The organism is Hymenobacter tibetensis (genome assembly GCF_022827545.1).
GTDB lineage: Bacteria > Bacteroidota > Bacteroidia > Cytophagales > Hymenobacteraceae > Hymenobacter > Hymenobacter tibetensis.
In genome coordinates this window covers 1,617,421-1,639,199 of sequence record NZ_CP094669.1, presented here as the reverse complement: position 1 = coordinate 1,639,199, position 21,779 = coordinate 1,617,421, and the positions used below count along the sequence as shown (strand labels likewise).

19 protein-coding genes are annotated in these 21,779 nt (G+C 55.9%); 5 read left to right on the top strand and 14 right to left on the bottom strand.

What is annotated here, in order from left to right; translation table 11 throughout:
• Positions 1-93: 93 nt before the first annotated feature.
• The gene (locus MTX78_RS06600) at positions 94-426 is read right to left on the bottom strand and encodes an HNH endonuclease (RefSeq protein WP_243801025.1); all 333 of its coding nucleotides are present in this window, start codon (positions 424-426) and stop codon (positions 94-96) included.
• Positions 427-628: 202 nt separating this feature from the next.
• Here MTX78_RS06600 and MTX78_RS06595 point away from each other — a divergent pair, with 202 nt between their 5' ends.
• From MTX78_RS06595 to MTX78_RS06580, 4 genes are all read left to right on the top strand, one after another.
• A complete protein-coding gene (locus MTX78_RS06595; protein ID WP_243801024.1) occupies positions 629-1,084 on the top strand; it encodes a hypothetical protein in 456 nt (151 codons plus the stop codon).
• Positions 1,085-1,267: 183 nt separating this feature from the next.
• Positions 1,268-1,576, top strand: a complete 309-nt coding sequence (gene trxA, locus MTX78_RS06590) for a thioredoxin (protein ID WP_243801023.1) — start codon at positions 1,268-1,270, stop codon at positions 1,574-1,576.
• A gap of 107 nt (positions 1,577-1,683) precedes the next feature.
• Complete coding sequence (locus tag MTX78_RS06585; protein ID WP_243801021.1) at positions 1,684-4,032, top strand: TonB-dependent receptor; 2,349 nt, start codon at positions 1,684-1,686, stop codon at positions 4,030-4,032.
• 67 nt (positions 4,033-4,099) lie between these two features.
• A complete protein-coding gene (locus MTX78_RS06580; RefSeq protein ID WP_243801019.1) occupies positions 4,100-4,942 on the top strand; it encodes a DUF4249 domain-containing protein in 843 nt (280 codons plus the stop codon).
• A gap of 145 nt (positions 4,943-5,087) precedes the next feature.
• Here the strand turns inward: MTX78_RS06580 and MTX78_RS06575 are convergent, their stop codons facing one another.
• The 3 genes from MTX78_RS06575 to MTX78_RS06565 form a co-directional block, all read right to left on the bottom strand.
• Positions 5,088-5,906, bottom strand: coding sequence for a purine-nucleoside phosphorylase (locus MTX78_RS06575; RefSeq protein ID WP_243801018.1), 819 nt, complete (start codon positions 5,904-5,906; stop codon positions 5,088-5,090).
• Between the two features lie 79 nt (positions 5,907-5,985).
• Complete coding sequence (gene sppA / locus MTX78_RS06570) at positions 5,986-7,740, bottom strand: signal peptide peptidase SppA (RefSeq protein WP_243801016.1); 1,755 nt, start codon at positions 7,738-7,740, stop codon at positions 5,986-5,988.
• 263 nt (positions 7,741-8,003) lie between these two features.
• Positions 8,004-9,341: a replication-associated recombination protein A gene (locus MTX78_RS06565; RefSeq protein WP_243801014.1), complete on the bottom strand. Its 1,338-nt coding sequence runs from the start codon at positions 9,339-9,341 to the stop codon at positions 8,004-8,006.
• A gap of 336 nt (positions 9,342-9,677) precedes the next feature.
• Between MTX78_RS06565 and MTX78_RS06560 the strand changes: the two genes are divergently transcribed.
• Complete coding sequence (locus MTX78_RS06560; RefSeq protein ID WP_243801012.1) at positions 9,678-10,604, top strand: DMT family transporter; 927 nt, start codon at positions 9,678-9,680, stop codon at positions 10,602-10,604.
• 124 nt (positions 10,605-10,728) lie between these two features.
• Here MTX78_RS06560 and MTX78_RS06555 read toward each other — a convergent pair whose 3' ends face one another.
• The 10 genes from MTX78_RS06555 to MTX78_RS06510 all read right to left on the bottom strand — a co-directional run bounded on the left by MTX78_RS06555 (position 10,729) and on the right by MTX78_RS06510 (position 21,535).
• Positions 10,729-11,052, bottom strand: coding sequence for a hypothetical protein (locus MTX78_RS06555; protein ID WP_243801011.1), 324 nt, complete (start codon positions 11,050-11,052; stop codon positions 10,729-10,731).
• 121 nt (positions 11,053-11,173) lie between these two features.
• Positions 11,174-12,118 carry an N-acetylornithine carbamoyltransferase gene (locus MTX78_RS06550; RefSeq protein WP_243801010.1) on the bottom strand — a complete coding sequence of 315 codons (945 nt, stop codon included), beginning with the start codon at positions 12,116-12,118 and terminating at the stop codon, positions 11,174-11,176.
• A gap of 98 nt (positions 12,119-12,216) precedes the next feature.
• On the bottom strand, positions 12,217-15,447 hold the full coding sequence (gene carB / locus MTX78_RS06545) for a carbamoyl-phosphate synthase (glutamine-hydrolyzing) large subunit (protein ID WP_243801009.1): 3,231 nt from the start codon (positions 15,445-15,447) through the stop codon (positions 12,217-12,219).
• A 94-nt stretch (positions 15,448-15,541) separates the two neighbouring features.
• Positions 15,542-15,910, bottom strand: coding sequence for a hypothetical protein (locus MTX78_RS06540; RefSeq protein ID WP_243801005.1), 369 nt, complete (start codon positions 15,908-15,910; stop codon positions 15,542-15,544).
• A gap of 67 nt (positions 15,911-15,977) precedes the next feature.
• The gene (locus MTX78_RS06535) at positions 15,978-16,250 is read right to left on the bottom strand and encodes a hypothetical protein (RefSeq protein ID WP_243801004.1); all 273 of its coding nucleotides are present in this window, start codon (positions 16,248-16,250) and stop codon (positions 15,978-15,980) included.
• Between the two features lie 98 nt (positions 16,251-16,348).
• The gene (gene carA, locus MTX78_RS06530; protein ID WP_243801002.1) at positions 16,349-17,425 is read right to left on the bottom strand and encodes a glutamine-hydrolyzing carbamoyl-phosphate synthase small subunit; all 1,077 of its coding nucleotides are present in this window, start codon (positions 17,423-17,425) and stop codon (positions 16,349-16,351) included.
• 97 nt (positions 17,426-17,522) lie between these two features.
• Positions 17,523-18,686 carry an aspartate aminotransferase family protein gene (locus tag MTX78_RS06525; protein ID WP_243801000.1) on the bottom strand — a complete coding sequence of 388 codons (1,164 nt, stop codon included), beginning with the start codon at positions 18,684-18,686 and terminating at the stop codon, positions 17,523-17,525.
• A 110-nt stretch (positions 18,687-18,796) separates the two neighbouring features.
• The gene (gene argC, locus MTX78_RS06520) at positions 18,797-19,777 is read right to left on the bottom strand and encodes an N-acetyl-gamma-glutamyl-phosphate reductase (protein ID WP_243800998.1); all 981 of its coding nucleotides are present in this window, start codon (positions 19,775-19,777) and stop codon (positions 18,797-18,799) included.
• A complete protein-coding gene (gene argG, locus MTX78_RS06515; protein ID WP_243800997.1) occupies positions 19,767-20,954 on the bottom strand; it encodes an argininosuccinate synthase in 1,188 nt (395 codons plus the stop codon). Before argG ends, argC begins: the two co-directional genes overlap by 11 nt.
• The gene (locus MTX78_RS06510) at positions 20,954-21,535 is read right to left on the bottom strand and encodes a GNAT family N-acetyltransferase (RefSeq protein WP_243800995.1); all 582 of its coding nucleotides are present in this window, start codon (positions 21,533-21,535) and stop codon (positions 20,954-20,956) included. The genes argG and MTX78_RS06510 overlap by 1 nt, the downstream gene beginning before the upstream one ends.
• Positions 21,536-21,779: the final 244 nt, after the last annotated feature.

Here is a 21,779-nt window from a genome sequence, read left to right as displayed (position 1 = left end):
AGCAAGAAAGGCCGTGGTAGGCAACAAAAGTAGGCGATGCCGAGATAAGCGAGAGTTTCACGCGGGTAACAGCGGGTACTTGCTGGGCACTCCTTACCCTTTGCTGCGCCGATTGGAAATGCGCTCCACCCGGCTGCGCCGAATCCAGTGCAAGTACTTCTGCAGCTTTTCCGCGCCACGCAGGGCCTCGATGGTGTGATAGTGCCGCGCTAGCTCCTTGTTGTCGAGCAGCAGGTGGATGCTGCTATGGCAAGGCTGACACAGGTCGGCGGTGGGGCCGTGCCGCCCGCCCTCTTCGCGCGGCACTAAGTGGTGGCGCGACAAGTGCTGTACGTCTCGCTCGCACAATGCACACCTGTTTTCAGCCCCTTTTCCAATTTCGGGAGCTACCTCAACAGCAGAAATAGAAGCGCGACGGCGGGGCATATGGGCATACTCAATAGACTAATTACAAACCTGATTTTAAAAGAGAGGTTCCGTTTTTACTGGTAAAAAAAACGCGCTTTTTATGATCAGCTAGACCGAAATACTCCTATATTTGGTTGGGTCCGAATGGTTTAAAAGCAAACAGGCCCAGTTTTTTCACTTTTCTATTCTTTTTTTGCCTTCTCACTTTATTGTTATACTCATGGGCGTTTCTACTCCTGCTTTTTCATCTCGCCTCACTTCTTCACTCCGCGTTGCCGGACTGGGATTAGGGCTGATGCTTCTCACTTCCACCGCCTCGCAGGCTCAAACCTGGATGGTTTCTACCGATGCCTTCATGAAGCTGGGTGTGATGGATAAGTTTGGTTCTTTAGGCACCTACACCGCCAAGTTTGTTGTCACCAACAACACCAGTGGCAAGACCTATTTCCTGACCAAGGAGATAGCCAGCGGGCAAAACGGCATCGATGTTGTCTTTCCTTCCGAACCTACTGAGGCGGATTACTTCAAGGCGGAAAGCGGCGAAGCTGCCCGCGCGCTACCGGGCCCGTACACCTGGGAGTGCCAGGTTTCCGGCAAGAAAGTGGTGGGAGGCAAGTTCTCGTTCCCCGAAACTTTCAACGACGTAACCACGCTGGTTGCCGACAAAAAGAAATAAGCTACTTCGCATATCGATACTTCGCCCGGTGCCTGTGCACCGGGCTTTTTGCGTTTTGGCCGGTTGGTGGCAAACGTCTTTCCAGTGGTGTCGTATCAGCTACAGCGGGTGCAAGCTCCTACCCTGCTGCAAGCTTATGGCCTGCGCCCACTCTGAATCACTCTCTACTACAGCTTTCTTCCCATGCCTAAAAAATCATTCTCCGAGCTCATCAACAGCCCCGGCATGCCAGTATTGGTTGACTTTTACGCCGATTGGTGCGGACCCTGCAAGACCATGGCTCCTATTCTAGAGCAAGTAGCGGCGCAACACCAGGGTAAACTTAAAATCATCAAAATCGACGTGGACCGTAATCCGGCCGCAGCGCAGCAATTTCGCGTGCAGGGCATTCCAACGCTGATCTTGTTTCACAAAGGCCAGCCGGTATGGCGGCAATCGGGGGTGGTAGCGGCGCCGCAGCTCGCCCAGGCAGTACAACCCTTTCTGGGGTAAGCTACTCTAGTAAGGGGCAAGGCAACTGCGCCACAAACTATCCGGCGGGTCCGGGCGTTAGGTAATGCGTAGCTTACTTTTGCTGGTGCCAGACTTACCCCTTACGGATGCGTTCTACTTTTCTACTGCTTGTTTTCAGCTTCTTATATATCCTGACAACAGCGCCAGCGGGGGCCCAGTCAGTAGCCACCTACAAGCTCACGGGCGTGGTACGCGCCGCCAGCAACCGCGAATCACTACCTGGAGCTTCGGTCACGGTGTCGGCCCTGGGTGCTGGGGTTACAACGGATGCATCGGGAGCGTATTCGCTTTCGTTGCCAGCTGGCCGGCATCAGGTGGTGGTTTCATTTATCGGCTACGAAAACCAAACGCGCGAAGTGAACCTGACCCGCGACCAACGCGTGTCGTTCACTTTGTCGGAATCCAGCAATGCCCTGGGTGAGGTGGTGGTGGAAGGTTCTGGCACGCTCGAGCAAAAGCTCCAGACCACCCAGATGAGCGTGGAGCGGCTCACGGCCAAAGAAGCCAAGCTGCTGCCGGCTCTATTTGGCGAAGTGGATATCCTGAAGACCTTGCAACTCAAACCGGGCGTGCAAAACGGTGGTGAAGGAACCAGCGGCTTGTTTGTGCGCGGCGGCTCCAGCGACCAAAACCTAGTACTTGTTGATGATGCGTTGGTGTACAATCCGAGCCACTTGTTCGGGTTGTTTTCGGTGTTCAACCCCGACGCGGTAGCTAGCGTGGACTTATACAAGGGCGGTTTTCCGGCTCAATACGGCGGGCGACTTTCATCGGTGATAGATGTGAAGCTGCGCGAGGGCGACAAACAGAAAGTGGGAGTAAGCGGTGGGCTGGGGCTGATTTCGTCGCGCCTCACGGTGGAAGGCCCCATTGTGAAAGACAAAGGGTCGTTCATTGTATCGGGCCGCCGCACCTACTTCGACATTTTCACACGCCAGATCAACAACCTCAACGACGACGACCCGGAATACAACCCGATACCTGATTATTATTTCTACGACTTCAACGCCAAAGCCAACTATACGCTGGGCCCAAAAGACCAGGTGTTTTTGAGTGGCTACCATGGCCGCGACGCCTTCGGCTTTGCCTCGCAGGGTGGGTTCGACTTCAGCTTCACGTGGGGCAATACAGTAGGCGCGGCCCGCTGGAACCACGTGTTCAACAAGCGGCTGTACCTCAATACCACCCTTTCTGTCACGAACTATCAGTACGACGTCACCAACAAGCTAGACCAGTTTAGTTTCAACCTGGGCTCGACTATCCGCGACTACTCGGTTCGTACTGACCTCGACTACGCGCCCAACGACAAGCATGCCATGAAGTTTGGCGTGCAAGCCACTACGCACCGATTTGGAGTGGGCCGTTTGCAGGCGGGTGCCTCGGATGGCCGTTTCAACATTGGCTCCGACGTCAACTACCGCGGCCAGGAAGCGGCAGTGTATGCTTCCGACAATTTCAAACCTTCTGATAAGTGGCAGTTCGAGTACGGCCTGCGGGTAACGGGTTTTCAGAGCGGTTCCGATGCCTATGGCGGCTTGGAGCCCCGAGGTTCGGCCCGCTACTCCCTCACCCCCAAAACTTCGCTGAAGGCCAGCTATGCCCTGATGTACCAGTATGTACACTTGGTGACGAACTCGGGCGCTACACTGCCTACTGATATTTGGTACCCTTCCCGGCTGTCGGTGAAGCCGCAACGCTCGCAGCAAGTGGCAACGGGGGCTAGCTTCCTGCTAGGCGACGGCAAATACTTGCTCACCAACGAGGTGTATTATAAGTGGGCCCAGAATCAGGTGGATTTCAAAGATGGTGCGCAACTGTTCGTGAACCCAGACCTGGATAGCGAGTTTCTGTTCGGCAAGGGCTGGGCCTACGGCAACGAGCTGTACCTGGAAAAGAAGACGGGCCGTACCACCGGCTGGATTGGCTATACCCTGTCATGGAGCAAGCGGCAGTTTCCGCCGCAGCGCGGTACCACCGGCATCAACGGTGGCAGCGTGTTCTACCCCAACTACGACCGGCGTCACAACCTGACTGCCGTGCTGTTGCACCAGCTCAATGAGCGTGTCAACCTAACTGGCTCCTTTGTCTTCACTTCCGGCAATGCCACTACACTGCCCGCCGGCCGCTTTGCCGTGCAGGATGTGTTTGGCGGCGAGGTAGCGGCTGTGCCTGTCTATCCTGACCGCAATTCTTACCGCTTGGCCTCCTACAACCGGCTTGATTTGGGTGTGGTGTGGCGGATGAAGCCCAACCGCTGGTTCCCGGAGTCGGACCTGACGTTTAGTGTGTACAATGCCTACAACCGCCGTAACCCCTATTTCGTGTATTTCGACCAGATCCAGGAAGACGACGACGCGCCCGTGACGGGCTACCGCGCCCGGCAGGTTTCCCTGTTCCCCGTCATTCCGGCCGTGACTTACAATTTCAAGTTTTAACTCCGAGCAGCTTTTTCCGTGCTGATTCTTCGGCGCGTTTGCACGTTGTGCTTTTCTTACTGGCTTTATGATTACTTTCTTGACTGTTCGTGCCTCTGCTTTGCGCCTGCTTGGGTTGCTGGCCGTGGTGTCCTTTTCGGGCTGCAATCTGCAGAAGGATATCGAAGTGGAATTGCCGGCATTGCCTGCGCAGCTGGTAGTGGAATGCTACCTCGAAAATGGCCAGGTTCCGCGCCTGACCGTGACGGAAACAACTGCCTACCTGGCTTCCCCCGACCCCGTAGTGCCGGAAGACGTCACCGTCAAACTTACGCTGGCCAATGGCCAGGTGGAAACGCTGCGGTACTTCCCGGCCTTCAATCCGAGCACAGGCAAGGCCTTCACCCACACGGGGCTGCGGCGGCTGGTGGCCCGTCCCGGCGACACGTTCAAGCTAGAGGTGACGGACACCAAAGGCCGCCGCGTAACCGGCACCGCCACCATGCCCGCCCGCGTCCCCATCGACTCGCTGGAATACGAGTTCAATGACCTTCCTCCCGAGTCACGGGAGGCCCTCGTACTCACTAACTTCAAAGACCCCGCTGGCGTGGGCAACCACTACCGCCTGCAAATTCACCGCGACAGTATTTCGGATGATCCGGAAATAGATTATGATGTGGAAGACCGCCTTACCGATGGCACGAATGTCACGCTCGGCACCAGCTTCATCTTCGACCCCGGCGATACGCTCCTCGTGACTCTTTACCACCTGGACCGCCCGTACTATCAGTTTCGGCAGTCGGTAGATGATGCACGCAATGCCAACGGCAACCCTTTTTCGCAGCCCGCGGCCATCAGAAGCACAGTAGAAGGCGGCGTAGGGGTTTTCACGGTATTGAGCTACGACCGAAAGCAACTAATCATCAAGTAACGTTAGAGAGGTTTGCTTTCTTGTCTCAGCCCTAGAGTAAGCCATAACATAAGCACAACAAGGCCCGCCCTTATCAGGAGCGGGCCTTGTTGTGCTTATGTTATGGCTTACTCTTCTCTTGTACTATTCTCGTGCAGTAAAGAGTCTATTGCATTTCAATTACTGACCGCAACAACGCCGTCAGGCGGGGTTCTGCCGCAGCGGCTACTCGCAGGATATCGGCTATTTCGACGCGCTTGAGCTTGCCGGGCGAGCATAGGTCGGTGATGACGGATATGGCCAGCACCGGCAAGCCCATGTGCACCGCGGCAATAACCTCGGGTACAGTGCTCATGCCAACGGCATCGGCTCCAATGGTACGCAGATAGCGGTATTCAGCGGGCGTTTCGAGCATGGGGCCGGGCAGGCTGGCGTACACGCCCCGCCGTACTTTGTCGGCAAAGCCCAGGGTGCGGGCAGCGTCCTCAGCTTGCTGCAGCAGCGCGGCGTTGTACGGTTCCAGCATGTCGGGGAAGCGGGGGCCTAGCTCGTCGAGGTTTTTGCCGACCAGCGGGTTGGTGGGTTGCAGGTTGATGTGGTCTTCGAGCAGCATCAAATCCGAGTACTCCATGTCGGGGTGTAGGCCGCCGGCGGCATTGCTCACGAACAGCTTCTGAATGCCCAACAGCTTCATGACGCGCACGGGCAGTACCACTTGCTCCATCCTGTAGCCTTCGTAATAATGAAAGCGGCCCTGCATTACCAGCACCTTCCGGCCGGCTAGCTCTGCCGCTAGCAAATTTCCGGAATGGCTTTCCACGGTGGAAACCGGAAAATTGGGAATATCGGCGTAAAGGAACGTGTGATGGATGGTCAGGTCTTTCACCAAGGCCCCGAGGCCTGTGCCGAGGATAATGCCGAACTCAGGCGTGAAGTTGGAAAGGCGTTGGCGGAGATAATCAGCGGCTTGGTGAAGGTCCTGCATGAAGTGAGTTTGAGGAGTACAACTAAAAAGCTGGTTCCCCTTCCTTTTCAAGAAGAGGAACCAGCATAAGAGCGTGTCGTTAATTGATATTAAGTTCGAACGGCATGCGCATTTGGGCGCCTTTCATTTCAGAGAGCTTTTTGTACTGCTGGTACACGGGGTATATCGGCCCCATTTCTTCGCGTACCATACGCATACGCGCTTCTTCTCCGAAGCCGCTGAAGATAGACTCAGCGAAGGTTTTCTGGCGCGGCAGCTTCTGAATGCTGTAGTCACCGTCCTTGAGTTTGGCCCGACGGGCAGCTATTTTCAACGCGTCGTCAAACGAACCGAGCACGTCTACTAAGCCCCGAGCTTTGGCTTCGGAACCCGACCACACCCGGCCTGAGGCAAAGCCCCGCAGGCGCTCTACGGGCATCTTGCGGCCCTGAGCGGCTTTGGTGGTAAAGTCGGCGTAGATGCGGTTGATTTCGTTCTGAAACTGCGTTTGCTCGAACGGCGTGAGAGCCCGCGTAATGGTGGGGAAGTCCGAGAACTTGCCAGTGGTAACCCGGTCGGTGGTGATACCCAGCTTGTCGCTTAGCAGAGGCTCGATGTTCGGCAACACGCCAAACACACCGATGCTACCCGTAATGGTGTTCGGATGCGCTACAATAGTGTCGCAGCCCATGGCAATGAAGTAGCCGCCACTGGCCGCCACGTCCGACATCGAGCACACCACCGGCTTAACTTTTTTGATGAGCATCACTTCGCGGTAGATGATATCGGAGGCCAGCGACGAACCGCCGGGCGAGTTCACGCGCAACACCACCGCTTTCACCTTATCATCGAGGCGGGCCTTGCGGATGGCTTCTGCGAAACGGGTGCTGCCAATGTTGTCGCTGCCACCCTTGCCGGTTACAATGTCGCCGTCAGCGTATATCACGGCAATGCGGTTGCCGCTGGCACTGTCTTCGTCGTCGGTTTTGCTGTAGTCGCTTAAGTCAACTAGGCTGAGCTTGTCGTCTTTTTCTACGCCCAGTTTGCCTTTCATGTAGTCGAGGGCTTGGTCATAGTAGCCGAGGTGCGTGACTAGGCCGAGGCGCTTGGCGTCGTCGGCGTTATGTACCAGCATGGAATCGGAAATGACTTTGAGGCGAGCGGGCGTGATTTTGCGCGCCGTAGCCACATTGCCAATCATGAAATCGTTGAGCGAATTCAGGAACGACGACGTTTGCAGGCGGGCGGAATCCGACATGTTCTCTCGGAAAAACGGCTCCACGGCGCTCTTAAACGAACCCACCCGGAAGATTTGAGGCTGGATACCGGCCTTATCAAACAGGTTCTTGTAGTACATCGTCTCGGAGCTGAGGCCGTTGAATTCCAACGTACCCTGCGGATTGAGGTAGATGCGGTTAGCCACCGAAGTTAGGTAGTAGCTTTTCTCGGAAGCCGCATCAGCATACGCCACAATGAACTTGCCGGACTTCTTGAAGTCCAGCAGCGCATTGCGCACTTCCTCCAACGACGCCATGCCGGCCTGAACCAGCTCCACGTTGAGCAAGATGCCCTTGATGTCATCGTCAGTTTTGGCTCGGCGAATGGTGGCCTTCAGTTGATCCAGCCCAATGTTGTCGGCCTGCGAACTGAGCATCGAGTTGAAGGAAGTCCGGCTTTCGCGCTCGGCAATTGGCCGGTCGAGCTTCAGTTCCAGCACCGAATTGCTGGCTACCGTCACTTCTTTGTCGGATGAGGCCAGCGCGGCGGCAAACCCAATCAGCAATACAACACCAACCAGGCCGATTATGAAAATGCCGGTGATGGTAGCCAGCACATATTTAAAGAATTGTCGCATGAAGAGAAAAACGGATTAAACTGATTGAAAGCACCTGACACCCGTGCAGACGTTGTGGGTTGCCGTTTGCTTTTATATAGAACAACATCGACGAGCAAGTTATTCATTCGGGCTGCCCAACGTATGGCAGAACCCCGCGAAATTTCAGAACGTTTCGTCGAGCAATTACAACATCTATCGCACAAGCAGGCGCTTTCATTACAACAACGCAGTGGAAATATTTCACCTGCTCGATATAAGTCTATACGCCAGTTCACTAGCCCTTAGTACCCATACTTCTCTCCCCATAGCTGGCGCAGGCGGTCTTGAATCTTGGTTTCGGCAGGATTGTGGCCCGGATGATAGAACGTGGTGCCGGTGAGCTGTTCGGGCATGAACTCCTGGTAGGCGAAGTTGCCGGGATAGTCGTGCGAGTACTGGTACTGTCCCCCGTAGCCGAGGTCTTTCATAAGTTTGGTGGGCGCATTGCGCAACGGGATGGGCACGGGCTGCACGCCCTGTTGCCGCACCAGGGCCCGCGCCTCCCGGATAGCTTTGTAGCTGGCGTTGCTTTTAGGTGAAGTAGCCAAGTACACCACGGTTTGCCCCAGAATAATGTCGCCCTCCGGCATCCCAATTACTGTAACGGCCTGAAAACAGCTATTGGCCAGCATCAGCGCATTGGGGTTTGCCATACCCACGTCCTCGGAAGCCAGGATAAGCAGCCGCCGCGCAATGAACTTGGGGTCTTCGCCGCCTTCTAGCATCACGGCCAGGTAGTAAAGTGCGGCGTTGGGGTCAGACCCTCGGATGCTTTTAATAAAGGCCGAAATAACATCGTAGTGCATTTCGCCGCCTTTGTCGTAGCGCGCTAGGTGCTGCTGGGCCAGCTGTTGCACGACGTCGTCGGTAATCGTGATTTCGCCGGTTTCCGGGTCGGGCCGGCTGGACTCTACTACGATTTCAAGCAGGTTGAGCAGCTTACGCGCGTCGCCGCCCGAGATGGTGAGCAGCGCACCGTACTCTTGCACGCGCACATTTTTTTGCTGAAGCTGCTCGTCTTCGGCTAATGCTTTGTCCACGAGGTCAGTTAGTACTTCCTTGCTCAGCGGCTCCAGCACGTACACTTGCGCCCGGCTTAATACGGCCGGAATTACCTCGAAAGAAGGGTTTTCGGTGGTGGCCCCAATCAGCGTCACAATGCCCTGCTCCACTGCTCCCAGCAAGGCGTCCTGCTGGCTTTTGCTGAAACGGTGAATCTCGTCGATGAACAGGATGGTACCCCGCTGCTTTCGGGCGCGGTCAATCACCTCGCGCACATCTTTCACGCCCGCATTAATGGCACTCAGCGCTACAAACGGCTTGTGCAATTCCTCAGCCAGCAGGTGCGCCAGGGTGGTTTTGCCCACGCCCGGTGGGCCCCACAGAATCAGGCTCGGCAAGCGCCCTGCATTCAGGTAGCGGCGCAGCACTCCTTCCGGGCCAATAAGGTGTTGCTGACCAGCATATTCCTGCAGGGTGCGTGGCCTTCGGCGTTCGGCCAATGGCGCCGTATCCGCCGCCTTTGGGCGTAAGTTGGAGGACGGGGTAGGTTCAGAATCGAAGAGGGAGCCGGTGGACATGAAGAAGCAGGATGAATAGAGAGTACGTGAGCAGCACGCCTTTGCCGTGCGCATTACCAGGAACATGTGGCACGAAGATGCTGAAATCACCTTTGTGTTCATGAAAACGGGTTGTACGTGGAAAAGTCGATGACTTTGTAAGGACATAAATAAAATGGCGTCCGATAAGCTTTGCTTCTATTTTAATACTTGAAGCAGCCATGGATAGCAGTTGTGACATCGAGCCCTTGAGGCCGGGAAGCTTACGGTACGCGCACCCCGCAGGCGTTTTGGGTTTGGCGGTTAGGCTGGCCTCTCATCCGACATGGTGCCATTTGGCAGTACCTTCGCCTCCCAATGAAAAATTCCGTCAAGGTCCATGCGGCCTTATTTCTGGTGGCCCTGATTTACGCGGCCAACTACAGTATTTCCAAGGATGTGATGCCGCGCTACATGGGTCCGTTCGGGCTGGTATTGCTGCGGATTGTGGGTGCCACGTTGTTTTTCGGCATTGTGAGCCGCGTGGTCGCGCCGCAAGACCGTATCATTGGGCGCGCCGACAACGTACGGGCGGTTTTGTGTGGCATTCTGGGCATCGGCCTAAACCAGCTGCTTTTCTTCTCGGGCCTCAACCTGACCTCGCCCATCAATGCCTCCCTTATTCAAACGGTAGCGCCTATCGTAACGGTATTGGCTTCCGTGGTGCTTCTGGGAGAGAAACTAACCTTACCCCGCTTGCTAGGTATTGGGCTTGCCGGTTTGGGGGCCGCGCTGATTATTTTGGGCCGGAGCGGTCCGGTGGCCGTGGCTGGGCAAGATGGGACGCTGGGCAACTTATTCATTTTGCTCAATGCCACTGCCTTTGGTGCGTACTTGGTTCTCGTGATGCCTCTCATGCGCAAGTACCATCCATTCACGGTGCTAGCGCGTATCTTTTTGGTAGGTGCCGTACTAGCGGTACCTGCCGGCTGGCAGCAGGTCCAAACCCCCGACTACGCTAGCTTTCCAGCTAGCATCTGGGCGGCTATCATCTACATGGTCGTGTGCCTTACCATTCTGGCGTACCTGCTGAACAACTGGGCCCTTAAGTATGCCTCCCCTGCCCTACTCGGCGCTTACATCTATTTGCAGCCTGCCTTGGCGGTACTCATTGCCGTGAGCTTAGGCAAGGATACCTTGACCCTTTCCAAAGCGCTACAAGCCCTGCTCATCTTTGGCGGCGTATTTCTGGTAAGCCGTAAGCCCAAACCCGTGGCGGTGCCGCTGGAGCCAGTGCAGGATTGAGGTGCTTCCTGGCTGGCGCTGTCATCTCCACTACCTGAAACTGCCTACTACGTACCCTCACCAAAAAGCCCGACTGCTTTGAGAGCAATCGGGCTTTTTGATTGAGGTGCAAAGCACCGTAGGCTTACTTGTTAGGATCAGCCTTTACTTTAGACTTTTTCTTCTTGTCTTTTACTTTCACGTCGCCTTCCAAAGGTGCGCCAGTCGTAGCGGGAGCGGCGGTGGTGGTCGACTGCGTTTCTACCGTGGTAGTAGTAGCGGGAGCCGTGCCCATGGTAGGAGCAGTTGATCCAGCCGTAGTAGCAGGCGCCGTAGAGCCAGCCGTGGTCTGTGGCTGGGTAGTAGTGCCCTGTTGCGGAACCGTAGTAGTCGTGGTAGTGGAGGTTTGCGCGTTGGCAGCAGAAATACCGGACACGAACACAGCGGCGAGAACAAGTAGCTTTTTCATGAAAAGGGGTTATGGTGAACTATCCAAAATCAGACTGTTGAGTCTGATCCTGTTGAGTGCCCTTAAACGATGGTAAAAGCCCGAAGTTGCGCTACAGCGAAAAATGCCCGAATTATGAACATTATTTCATTAACTCGTGCAATACTGCTTGCATCGAGAAAACTCGGTTTCCAGCCTCCTGAATCACCAAAGAGTTTGGCGAATCCAGAATAGCATCCGACACTTCCACGTTGCGGCGCACGGGCAAGCAATGCAGAAATTTAGCGTCATTGGTGGTAGCCATGTGCTCGGGAGTGAGCATCCAGCTAGGGTCGTTGCTGATGACCTGGCCGTACTCCTGGTAGCTGCTCCAGTTCTTAGCCTGCACGAAGTCGGCACCTTCCAGGGCCTTCTTCTGATTGTACTCGATGCGGGCGCCCTTTGTGAACTTGGGGTCCAGTTCATAGCCTTCGGGGTGAGTAATAACGAAGTCCACCCAGTCCACTTCCGAAAACCAATCAGCAAAGGAATTGGGCACGCACTGGGGCAACGCCCGCACGTGCGGGGCCCAGGTCAGCACCACCTTCACCCGCTCCTTCTGCTTGGTTTCGGCCACCGTAATCAGGTCGGCAAACGACTGCAACGGGTGCAGCGTGGCGCTTTCCAGACTCACCACGGGCACCGTAGCGTACTTCAGAATCTTGTTGAACACTTCCTCGCTGTAGTCAGCCTCGCGGTCCTTAAGCGTAGGGAAAGTGCGCACGCCCAGCACGTCGCAGTACTGGCTCATGACGGCAATGGCCTCCTTGATGTGCTCCTGCGTACCGCCGTTCATCACCGCGCCATCGGCCATTTCCAGCGTCCACGAATCAGCGCCAGCATTGAGTACCCAGGCTTGCGCGCCCAGGTTGTAGGCCGCCTTCACGGAGCTAAGCCGGGTCCTCAGACTAGGGTTGAAGAATATCAGTCCAACAGTTTTGTTGCGCCCAATGTGCTGGTAGCCAAACGGATTCGCCTTGATTTCCAGGGCCTGCTGCAATAGAGCCTTATAGTCGCCTGCATCGGCGAAAGAAGTGAAGTTTTTCATTGTAGGATGTTAGGTGAGCTAGACATAAAAGAAAATGAGAACGTCATGCTTCGGCAAGCCCAGCATGACGTTCTCATTTTCTTTTTGACCGTTGCTGATTACATAGCCTTATACTCGTTCCAGCTCTTGATCTTCAGGTCCTTCATTTCTAGGGTGCAGAAGGCTTGGATGAATGCCTTGGCTAGGCGGGCATTGGTCAGCAAACCAACTCCGAAGTCAATGGCGGTGCGACGGATTTTGTAGTCGTTGTCCAGCTCGCCCTTCGAAAGGTTCTTGGGGATGTTGATCACTAAGTCGATTTTCTTCTCCTTGAGGTAGGTCAGCACGTTGGGTTCCTGGTGGTCATCGGGCCAGAAAACGAGGGAGCTAGGCACGTTGTGTTCGGCGAAGAAGCGGTGCGTGCCCTGCGTGGCGTAGATGGTGTAGCCGCTTTGCACCAGCAGCCGCGCCGATTCCAGCAGCGCTATCTTGGAGATGATGGGGCCACTGGAAATCAGCACCGACTTCTGTGGAATCTTGTAGCCCACGCTCAGCATCGATTTCAGCAGCGCTTCCTCGGCCGTGTCGCCCAAGCAGCCGACTTCGCCGGTGCTCACCATGTCCACGCGCAGCACCGGGTCGGCGCCGGGCAGGCGTGTGAAGGAGAATTGGGGGGCTTTTACACCCACGAAAGGCAGGTCGTAGACCAGCTCACTCGCGTCGCGCTCCACTTTCTTACCCAGCAGCACCTGCGTAGCCTTGCGGATGAGGTTGTGGCCCGAGACCTTGGACACAAACGGGAAAGAGCGGGAGGCGCGGATATTGCACTCAATCACCCGAATTTCGCGGTTCTTCTCCAAGAACTGAATGTTGAACGGCCCGCTGATTTCGTAGCGCTTGGCAATCTTCTCGGCAATAATTTTGAGTTTGCGCACCGTGCCCACGTACACCCGCTGGGGTGGGTAGTACATGGTGGCGTCGCCGGAGTGCACGCCGGCAAACTCCACGTGCTCGGAAATGGCGTAGCTTACGATTTCGCCCTTATCGGCCACTGCATCCAGCTCAATTTCCTTGGCCTCCTGCATAAACTCCGACACCACCACCGGGTACTCGGCGCTTACCTCGGCGGCAGCTTTCAGGAAAGCTTCCATCTCAAAGGCGTTGGAAACCACGTTCATGGACGCCCCCGACAGCACATAGCTCGGACGAATCAGTACCGGGTAGCCCACTTCACCTACAAACTCGAACATGGCATCCAGCGAAGTCAGCTCCTTCCAGCGGGGCTGGGCAATGCCCAACTCGTCCATGATGCTGCTGAACTTGTGGCGGTTCTCGGCCTCATCAATGCGGGCTGGCGCCGTGCCCAAAATAGGCGCATTGGCATCGGCCAGGCGGGTTGCGAGGTTATTTGGAATCTGGCCGCCAGTGCTCAGGATTACGCCTTGGGGCTGCTCGAATTCCAGAATGTCCATCACCCGCTCGAAGCTCAGCTCCTCGAAGTACAGCCGGTCCGAAACGTCGTAGTCGGTGCTGACGGTTTCGGGGTTGTAGTTGATGATGATGGTTTTGTAGCCTTCTTCGGCAGCTGTCTGCACGGCATTTACGCCGCACCAGTCGAACTCCACGGAGCTGCCTATACGGTACACGCCCGAGCCCAGCACTACAATCGACTTGTCGGTTTCTTGGGTCAGGTCGTTTTCGGTGCCGTGGTAGGTGCTATAGAGGTAGTTGGTTTTGGCTGGGAATTCAGCCGCCAGCGTATCAATCTGCTTGATGACCGGCAGTACGCCCAAGGCCTTGCGGCGGGCCCGCACCAACAGTTCGTCGGCTTTCACGTCGCCTTCGCCGAGCAGTTTCACGGCAATCTGCTGGTCCGAGAAACCGGCTTTTTTCACATCGCGCAGCAGGCCAGTTTCCAAAGCATCCAGGCCGTTGCCGCGCTTAGCGGCCAGCTTCTTGCCCAGCTCGAAAATGGTTAGCAGGCGCTGCAAGAACCAGTGGTCAATCTTGGTCAGATCGTGTACTTGGTTTAGCGTATAGCCGGCCTCAAACGCCAGGTTGATGGCGAAGATGCGCTCCTCGTTCGGCTCGCTCAGCAGCTTGTCGATGGTGGCGTTGTCCACTTGCTCGGGCTTGTTGGCCACGAAACCACGCTTGCCGGTGTCCAGCATGCGCAAGCCTTTTTGGATGGCTTCCTCGAACGATTTACCGATGGCCATTACCTCACCTACGCTCTTCATGGCCGAGCCAATCTGCCGGTTCACACCTTCAAACTTGGCCAAATCCCAGCGCGGCAGCTTTACCACCACGTAGTCCAGCGCCGGCTCGAAGAAGGCCGAAGTCGTCTGGGTCACGCTGTTTTTCAGCTCCGACAGCGAGTAGCCCAAGCTCAGCTTGGCTGCCACAAACGCCAGCGGGTAGCCCGTAGCCTTGGAAGCCAACGCCGAGGAGCGCGACAAGCGGGCATTCACCTCAATCACTCGGTAGTCTTCCGACACGGGGTCGAGGGCGTACTGAATGTTGCACTCGCCCACAATGCCGAGGTGGCGGATGGTTTTGATGCCGATGCTGCGCAGCTTGTGGTATTCGCGGTTGCTCAAGGTCTGCGACGGGGCCACCACGATGCTTTCCCCGGTGTGAATCCCAATGGGGTCGAAGTTCTCCATGTTGCAAACCGTGATGCAGTTATCATACTGGTCGCGCACCACTTCGTACTCCACTTCCTTCCAGCCCTTCAACGACTCTTCTACCAGAATCTGGTCGGACGTCGTGAAGGATTTCTGGGCTAGGGCCCGCAGTTCGTCCATGTTATTGGCGAAACCGCTACCCAGGCCGCCCAGCGCAAACGCCGCCCGCACGATAATTGGGAAACCGATTTTTTCGGCGGCGGCCAGCGCGTCGTCCATGTTCGTCACGGCTACGCTACGGGCCGAAAGCACCCCAATCTGTTCGAGCTTCTCCTTGAAAATATCCCGGTCCTCGGTGTCGATGATGCTTTGCACGGGCGTACCCAGCACCTTCACATTGTACTTCTCAAACACGCCGGCGCGGTACAAGGCCACGGCGCAGTTCAGGGCCGTTTGGCCACCAAATGCCACCAGAATGCCATCAGGCTGCTCCTTCTTGATGACTTCCTCCACGAAGTAGGGCGTCACGGGCAGGAAGTACACGTCGTCGGCAATGTTGTCCGACGTCTGCACGGTGGCAATGTTGGGGTTGATGAGGATGGTGCGGATGCCTTCCTCTTTCAGCGCCTTGAGGGCCTGAGAACCGGAGTAATCGAACTCACCGGCCTCTCCAATTTTGAGGGCGCCGGAACCGAGGATGAGAACTTTGTTGGGTTTTTCCATTCTAAGGGTTGGGGTAACAGGCCGCTGGTGCGGTCATGTTCAAAGGCAGTCGTGCTAAGTCGGCTACAGCCGCTTGTTTAGGTGAGTGTAGTTTCTATTCGGTAAAGACGGTGTCACTTTTCACTATTTCCCATTCGCCAGATAGGCGCTTGGCCATCCAAAGCCTGACGGTGGCATCGGCACGCTCACCATCCAAGAAGAAGCGGAAGGCAAGCGTATCCTTTGTGGCACTGATTCCTTCCGTCTTGAAGTTTTTGGCAGTTATTTTTCCTGTTCTACTGGTTATCCGCTGTGAAACTCGGGCCGAACTCATGGCCCTGTTAATCAACCCGCCTGGTTCACCAAGCATTGCTTTCAAAACCGTCTTCTGGCCCATGTTCTTGACGAAATAGAACCCTGCGAAAGCCAGCGCGCCCAACACTAGATATCCCCAGTTCGGAAAACTTCTATGTTTTTCTGGCATAAGAGTAGTGCGTTGAGAAGTCGTGAAGTTGAAGCAAAGAACGTCATGCTGAGCTTGCGAAGCATCTCTACCGCTTCTCTACAACCAAGTTTATTCCGTCGTACAACTGAAATAAATGGTAACCGCAATGCTCAGTAAAAACAGCTACTTCTTTGAATTCAGGAGCTTCTATACTAAAAGCATAGTTGAACTCAACTTTTGAGTCGTCTTCAAATATGATGCGCACTACGTTATCAGTTGGGAACTCAGAAGCACTTAGCGTTTCGTCGCTCTTCCCTTTAGCAATCAGGTAGCTCCGCAGTTTAGTCTTCCAACGCTCTGGCAAATCTGCTTGCTGCATCAGGTCGTAGCTGTTAGAAATGTGACAGGGTTATGCTGACAACGAAGCGGTAGATATGAGCCGGCAAGCTCAACATGACGGGCGCGTTCAAGGCCAGCCTACTTCGCTGCCTTGTGCTCGGCTACAGCTTTCAGGAAGTCGTCGAATAGATACTCAGTATCCTCGGGGCCGCCAGCGGCTTCGGGATGAAACTGGGTGGAGAAGAACGGCTTAGTCTTGTGCTTTATGCCTTCGCAGGTACCATCGTTGAGGTTCTCGAACAACATGGTCCACTCGGCGGGCAGCGTGTCGGTGTCTACCGCGAAGCCGTGGTTTTGGCTGGTGATGTAGCTACGCTGGGTGCCCGTGAGCTTCACCGGCTGGTTGTGGCTGCGGTGGCCGTACTTCAGCTTGAACGTGTCGCCGCCGGCGGCCAGGCCCATGAGTTGGGAGCCTAAGCAGATACCGAAAATGGGCTTGTCTTGGCCGAGCGCGGTTTGCAAGTGGCCTATGGTGGCGGTGCACATCTTCGGGTCGCCGGGGCCATTGCTCAGGAACAGGCCGTCGTAGTCGATTTGGGTGAAGTCGTAGTCCCAGGGCACCCGAATCAGCTCCACGTCACGCTGGAGGAAGCAGCGGATGATGTTGGTTTTGGTGCCGCAGTCAACGAGCACGATTTTGTGCTGGCCGTGGCCGTAGTGCTTCACCTCGGTGGGGCTTACTTGGGCTACCAGGTTGTCCTGGTTGGGGTCGTGCAGCTCTACGTCTTCTTCGGCTACAATCTTGCCTAGCATGGCGCCCTTCTCCCGCAGGATTTTGGTGAGCATGCGCGTATCCACCCCGAATATGCCGGGTATGTTGTACTCCTTGAGCCAGTCGCCAAGGCTTTTGGCGGCGTTCCAGTGGCTGTGCTCCTCGGAGTAGTAGTTCACCACGAGGCCGGCAATGTGAATCTTGTCCGATTCGAAAATCTTGGAAATCGACTCGTACAACTCCTCGCCGGGCACGCCGTAGTTGCCTACCATGGGGTAGGTCAAGACCAGAATCTGGCCGGCAAACGAGGGGTCGGTGAGGTTTTCGGGGTAGCCGGTCATGGCCGTGCTAAACACTACCTCGCCGGCAGTGGACGTAAACGCGCCGAAGGATTCGCCCTGGATTTCGGTGCCGTCTTCCAGCACCAGCTTTACTTGCTTCATCTATTGATGGAAATTCTAGTGAGTGACTTAAGCTATGCTAGCCCTAAAAAAATCCCCTCCTCTGATGCTGCGCATCAAGCAAGGAAGGGAAGTAGTTTTAGTCCAGCGCGGAGGCCTGCTGAATGACATGTACCGATTTCTCTGTCAAGGCATATAGCGCCTGTAGAAACCGGTCAACTTCGGCCTTGGTGATATTGAGCGGAGGAAGCAACCGAAGCACCGTGGGGTCGGAGGCGTTACCGACGAAGATGTGGTAGTCCGAGAGCAGCTTGTCGCGGACCTCTTTGATGGGAAAGTCGTACTTGATGCCCACCATCAGGCCTCGCCCGCGGATTTCCTCGGCCACGGCATTCACTTCCAGTTCCGAGCGGAGGTAGTGACCTAGCTCGGTAGCGTGGGCCAACAAGTCTTCCTGCTCGATAACTTCCAGCACCGCCAGTGCCGCCGCGCAAGCGAGGTGGTTGCCGCCGAACGTGGTGCCTAGCAAACCATAGGACGCCTTCAGCTCCGGCGCAATCAGGATGCCGCCGATGGGGAAGCCGTTGCCCATGCCTTTTGCTATGGAAATAACATCGGGGCGGATGCCGGCGTGCTGGTGCGCAAAGAACTTGCCGCTACGGCCGTAACCGCTCTGCACCTCGTCGGCAATTAGCAGCGCGCCGTACTGCTTGCACAACGCAGCTAGGCCAATCAGGAACTCATCGGATGGCATGATGATACCGCCCACACCCTGAATGGGCTCAATGATAGCCGCGCACACGTCGCCGCCTTGCAGCACCTGCTCCACCGCTGCCAAGTCATATTCCACGAAGGAAATAGCATGGTCGGCATTAAAAGGAGCTACAATTTTAGGATTGTCGGTAGCAGCCACTGCGCCGGAGGTACGGCCGTGGAAAGCACCTTTGAAGGCTACCACGCGTTTTTTGCCGGTGTGGAACGACGCCAGCTTCAGCGCATTCTCGTTGGCCTCAGCCCCAGAGTTGCACAGAAACAGCGAGTAGTCCTCGTAGCCCGACACTTGGCCTAGCTTGTGAGCCAGCTCCTGCTGAATCGGAATTTGCACCGAGTTGGAGTAGAAACCGATGTTCTGCAACTGCTCGGTGAGGCGCTGCACGTAGTGCGGGTGGCTGTGGCCGATGGAAATAACGGCGTGGCCGCCGTAGAAATCCAGGTATTCCTGACCCTTGTCGTCCCAAAGTTTCGCCCCCAGCGCCTTTACCGGCGTGATGTTGACGAGTGGGTACACGTTGAAAAGCTCCATAGTATAGAAGTGAGAGCTGAAAGGTTAGAACTTAGGGCAAACTTACTTCGAACAGCGCATAAGAGCGTCATTCCGAGCGTACCGTAGCCAAGAAATGACGCTCCGAAACGTTAAAACAGCCCTGCTTTCAATCCTAGGCCTGTCGTTTCGGGCAAGCCAAACAGCAGATTCATGTTTTGCACGGCCTGTCCGGAAGCGCCTTTCACCAGGTTGTCGATAACCGACGTGATGAGCAGCTGCTTGCCGAATTTCTGCACGTGCAACAGGCACTTGTTGGTGTTCACCACCTGCTTCAAGTGGATTTCCTTGTCCGATACCGTGGTAAACGGCGCGTCGGCGTAGAACTTCTGGTACAGCTCCCGCGCTTCTTCCTGCGTTAAATCCGACGGCGTGTAGACGCTGGCGAAGATGCCCCGCGAGAAGTTGCCGCGGTACGGAATGAAGTGCATAGCGCTGTCCAGCTGCGGCTGGAGCTGCGCCAAGCTCTCCCCGATTTCGCCGAGGTGCTGGTGCGTGAAAGGCTTGTAGATGGACACGTTATTGGTGCGCCACGAGAAATGTACCGTCTCCGACAAGCTCTGCCCCGCGCCCGTGCTGCCCGTAATAGCCGACACATGCACATCGTCCGTCAGCTTGCCGGCCTGCGCCAGCGGCAGCAACGCCAGCTGGATAGCCGTGGCGAAGCAGCCGGGGTTGGCAATGCTTTGGGCCTGCTGGATGCGGCTGCGGTTCAGCTCCGGCAATCCGTACACAAACTCCCAATCCTGAAACTCCGCGTCAGCTTCCAAACGGAAATCGTTGCTGAGGTCGATGATGTGCGTCGTTTTGGGTAGCTCGTGTGTTGAGAGCCACGCCTTGGAATTGCCGTGGCCTAAGCACAGAAACACCACGTCTTCATCACCGGCTAGTTCCGAGGTAAACGCCAGGTCGCTTTCGCCCACCAAGTCGTCGTGGACTTGATAGATGGGGTTGCCGGCATTGGATGAGCTGACGATTGCACCCAGTTCCGCGTACTCGTGGTGCAGCAGAATACGGACAAGCTCCCCGGCCGTGTAGCCAGCGCCGCCTACAATGCCGACCTTAATTTTCATCGTTGAAGGAAGAGTGAATGCGCAACTGGTTGCTGAAGATTTTGATGAAGCCTTTAGCGTCGCGGCCGTCCCAAGCGTCGTTTTCCTCGCCATAGGTAGCCACTTTAGAGCGCATCATGTCGTACTTCGACTCGATGCCTTGCAGCTCGAACTGATACGGCTTCAACGTCACGAACACCTTGCCCGATACCCGCTCCTGCGACGACGTGAGGAAAGCCTCCATGTCGCGCATCACGGGGTCCAGGTACTGGGCCTCGTGCAGCAGCGTGCCGTACCAATTGGCGATGTAGTCTTTGTGCAGCAACTGCCAGCGGCTAGAGGTGTGCTTCTCCAACAAGTGATGCGCTTTCAGCAAAATCAGCGGCGCGGGCGCCTCGAAACCAACGCGGCCTTTGATACCCAGAATCGTGTCGCCCACGTGCGTATCGCGGCCGATGGCGTAGGTACCAGCTAGCTCGTTCAGGGCCTGAATCAACTCCACCGGGTTCATGGTCTTGCCGTTCAGCGCCACTGGCTCGCCTTTCTCGAAGGTGATTTCAACGTTGGTGGGCTCCGTAGCGCTGATCTGCGTTGGGTACGCCGACTCAGGCAGGGCCTGGTTGGAAGTCAACGTTTCTACGCCGCCCACGCTAGTGCCCCAAATACCCTTATTGATAGAGTATTTGGCTTTCTCCCAGCTCATCTCGAAGCCGTGCTGGTTCAGGAAATCAATTTCAGCTTGGCGCGACAGTTTCAAGTCACGAATAGGCGTAATGATTTCTGTGTTCGGCGAAATCACCGAGAATGCCACGTCGAAACGTACTTGGTCGTTGCCGGCGCCGGTGCTGCCGTGGGCAATGTAGTCGGCCTTGTGCTCCCGGGCGTACTCGGCCAGGGCCAACGACTGGAACATCCGCTCCGCGCTGACACTCAGCGGGTAGGTGTCGTTCTTGAGGATGTTGCCGAAAATGAGGTAGCGCAGGCAGTCCTGGTAGAATCGCTGGGTCACGTCAATTACCTCGTGCTTGGTCGAGCCCAATTCGTAGGCTCGCTTCTCGATGGCGGCCAGCTCTTCCTCGGAAAAGCCGCCGGAGTTGACGATGACGGTGTGAACTTCCAGACCCAGCTCGCGGGTCAGATATACAACGCAGTAGGAAGTGTCCAGGCCGCCGCTGTAAGCTAAAACTACCTTTTTCATTAGTGGTCTTGGGGTGTAAGAATCTCAATTGTCTCCTGCACACGCTGGCTGAATTGGTCGTCGAGCTTGTCGTAGACCATGCCGGTGCACAGGCACATTTTGCGCTCGTTTTCCATCAGGATGCCGTAGTTTTTGCAGCTAGAGCAGCCCTTCCAGAAATCGTCGCTTTGGGTTAGTTCGGGGAAGGTGACGGGGCGGTAGCCCAGTTCGTTGTTGATCTTCATCACGGCCGCGCTGGTCGTGATACCGAAGATTTTGGCGGCCGGGTATTTCGTGCGCGACAGTTCGAACACGCGGTGTTTGATGGCGCGGCCAAGGCCTTCTTTGCGCAGCTCGGTATTCACAATGAGGCCCGAGTTGACGACAAACTTGTTGTCCTCGAAGGTCTCGATGTAGCAGAAGCCGGCTAGTTGCTCATCAATGAAGGCAATAATAGCGTCGCCTTTCACCATCTTCTTTACCAGATAGTTGGGGTCGCGCTTGGCGATACCGACGCCGCGCGCTTTGGCGGATTCGGCATACCACTGACAGAGGGTTTCCACATACTGCGCATCGGCAGCATCGGCGACTCGTAAAAGCATGGTCAAAGCTCAGTTGGTTGCCTTGGTATACGGCAACAAGCTTGGAAAGACGATAAGGGAAGATGAAGCTTGCGTAACAAACTTCGGGGCAACTGGCTGACAGCCAGCTTCAGGAGAAGTAAACCCAAAAAATTAGGGGAACCGCAGCAGACCAGTAGCTGGGTCGTAGAGGGGCGGGTTAGTCCGGCAAGTAACCGGAAAAAGGCGCACTGGGGCTTACACTCGTGTCAGGCAGTTTATTCGT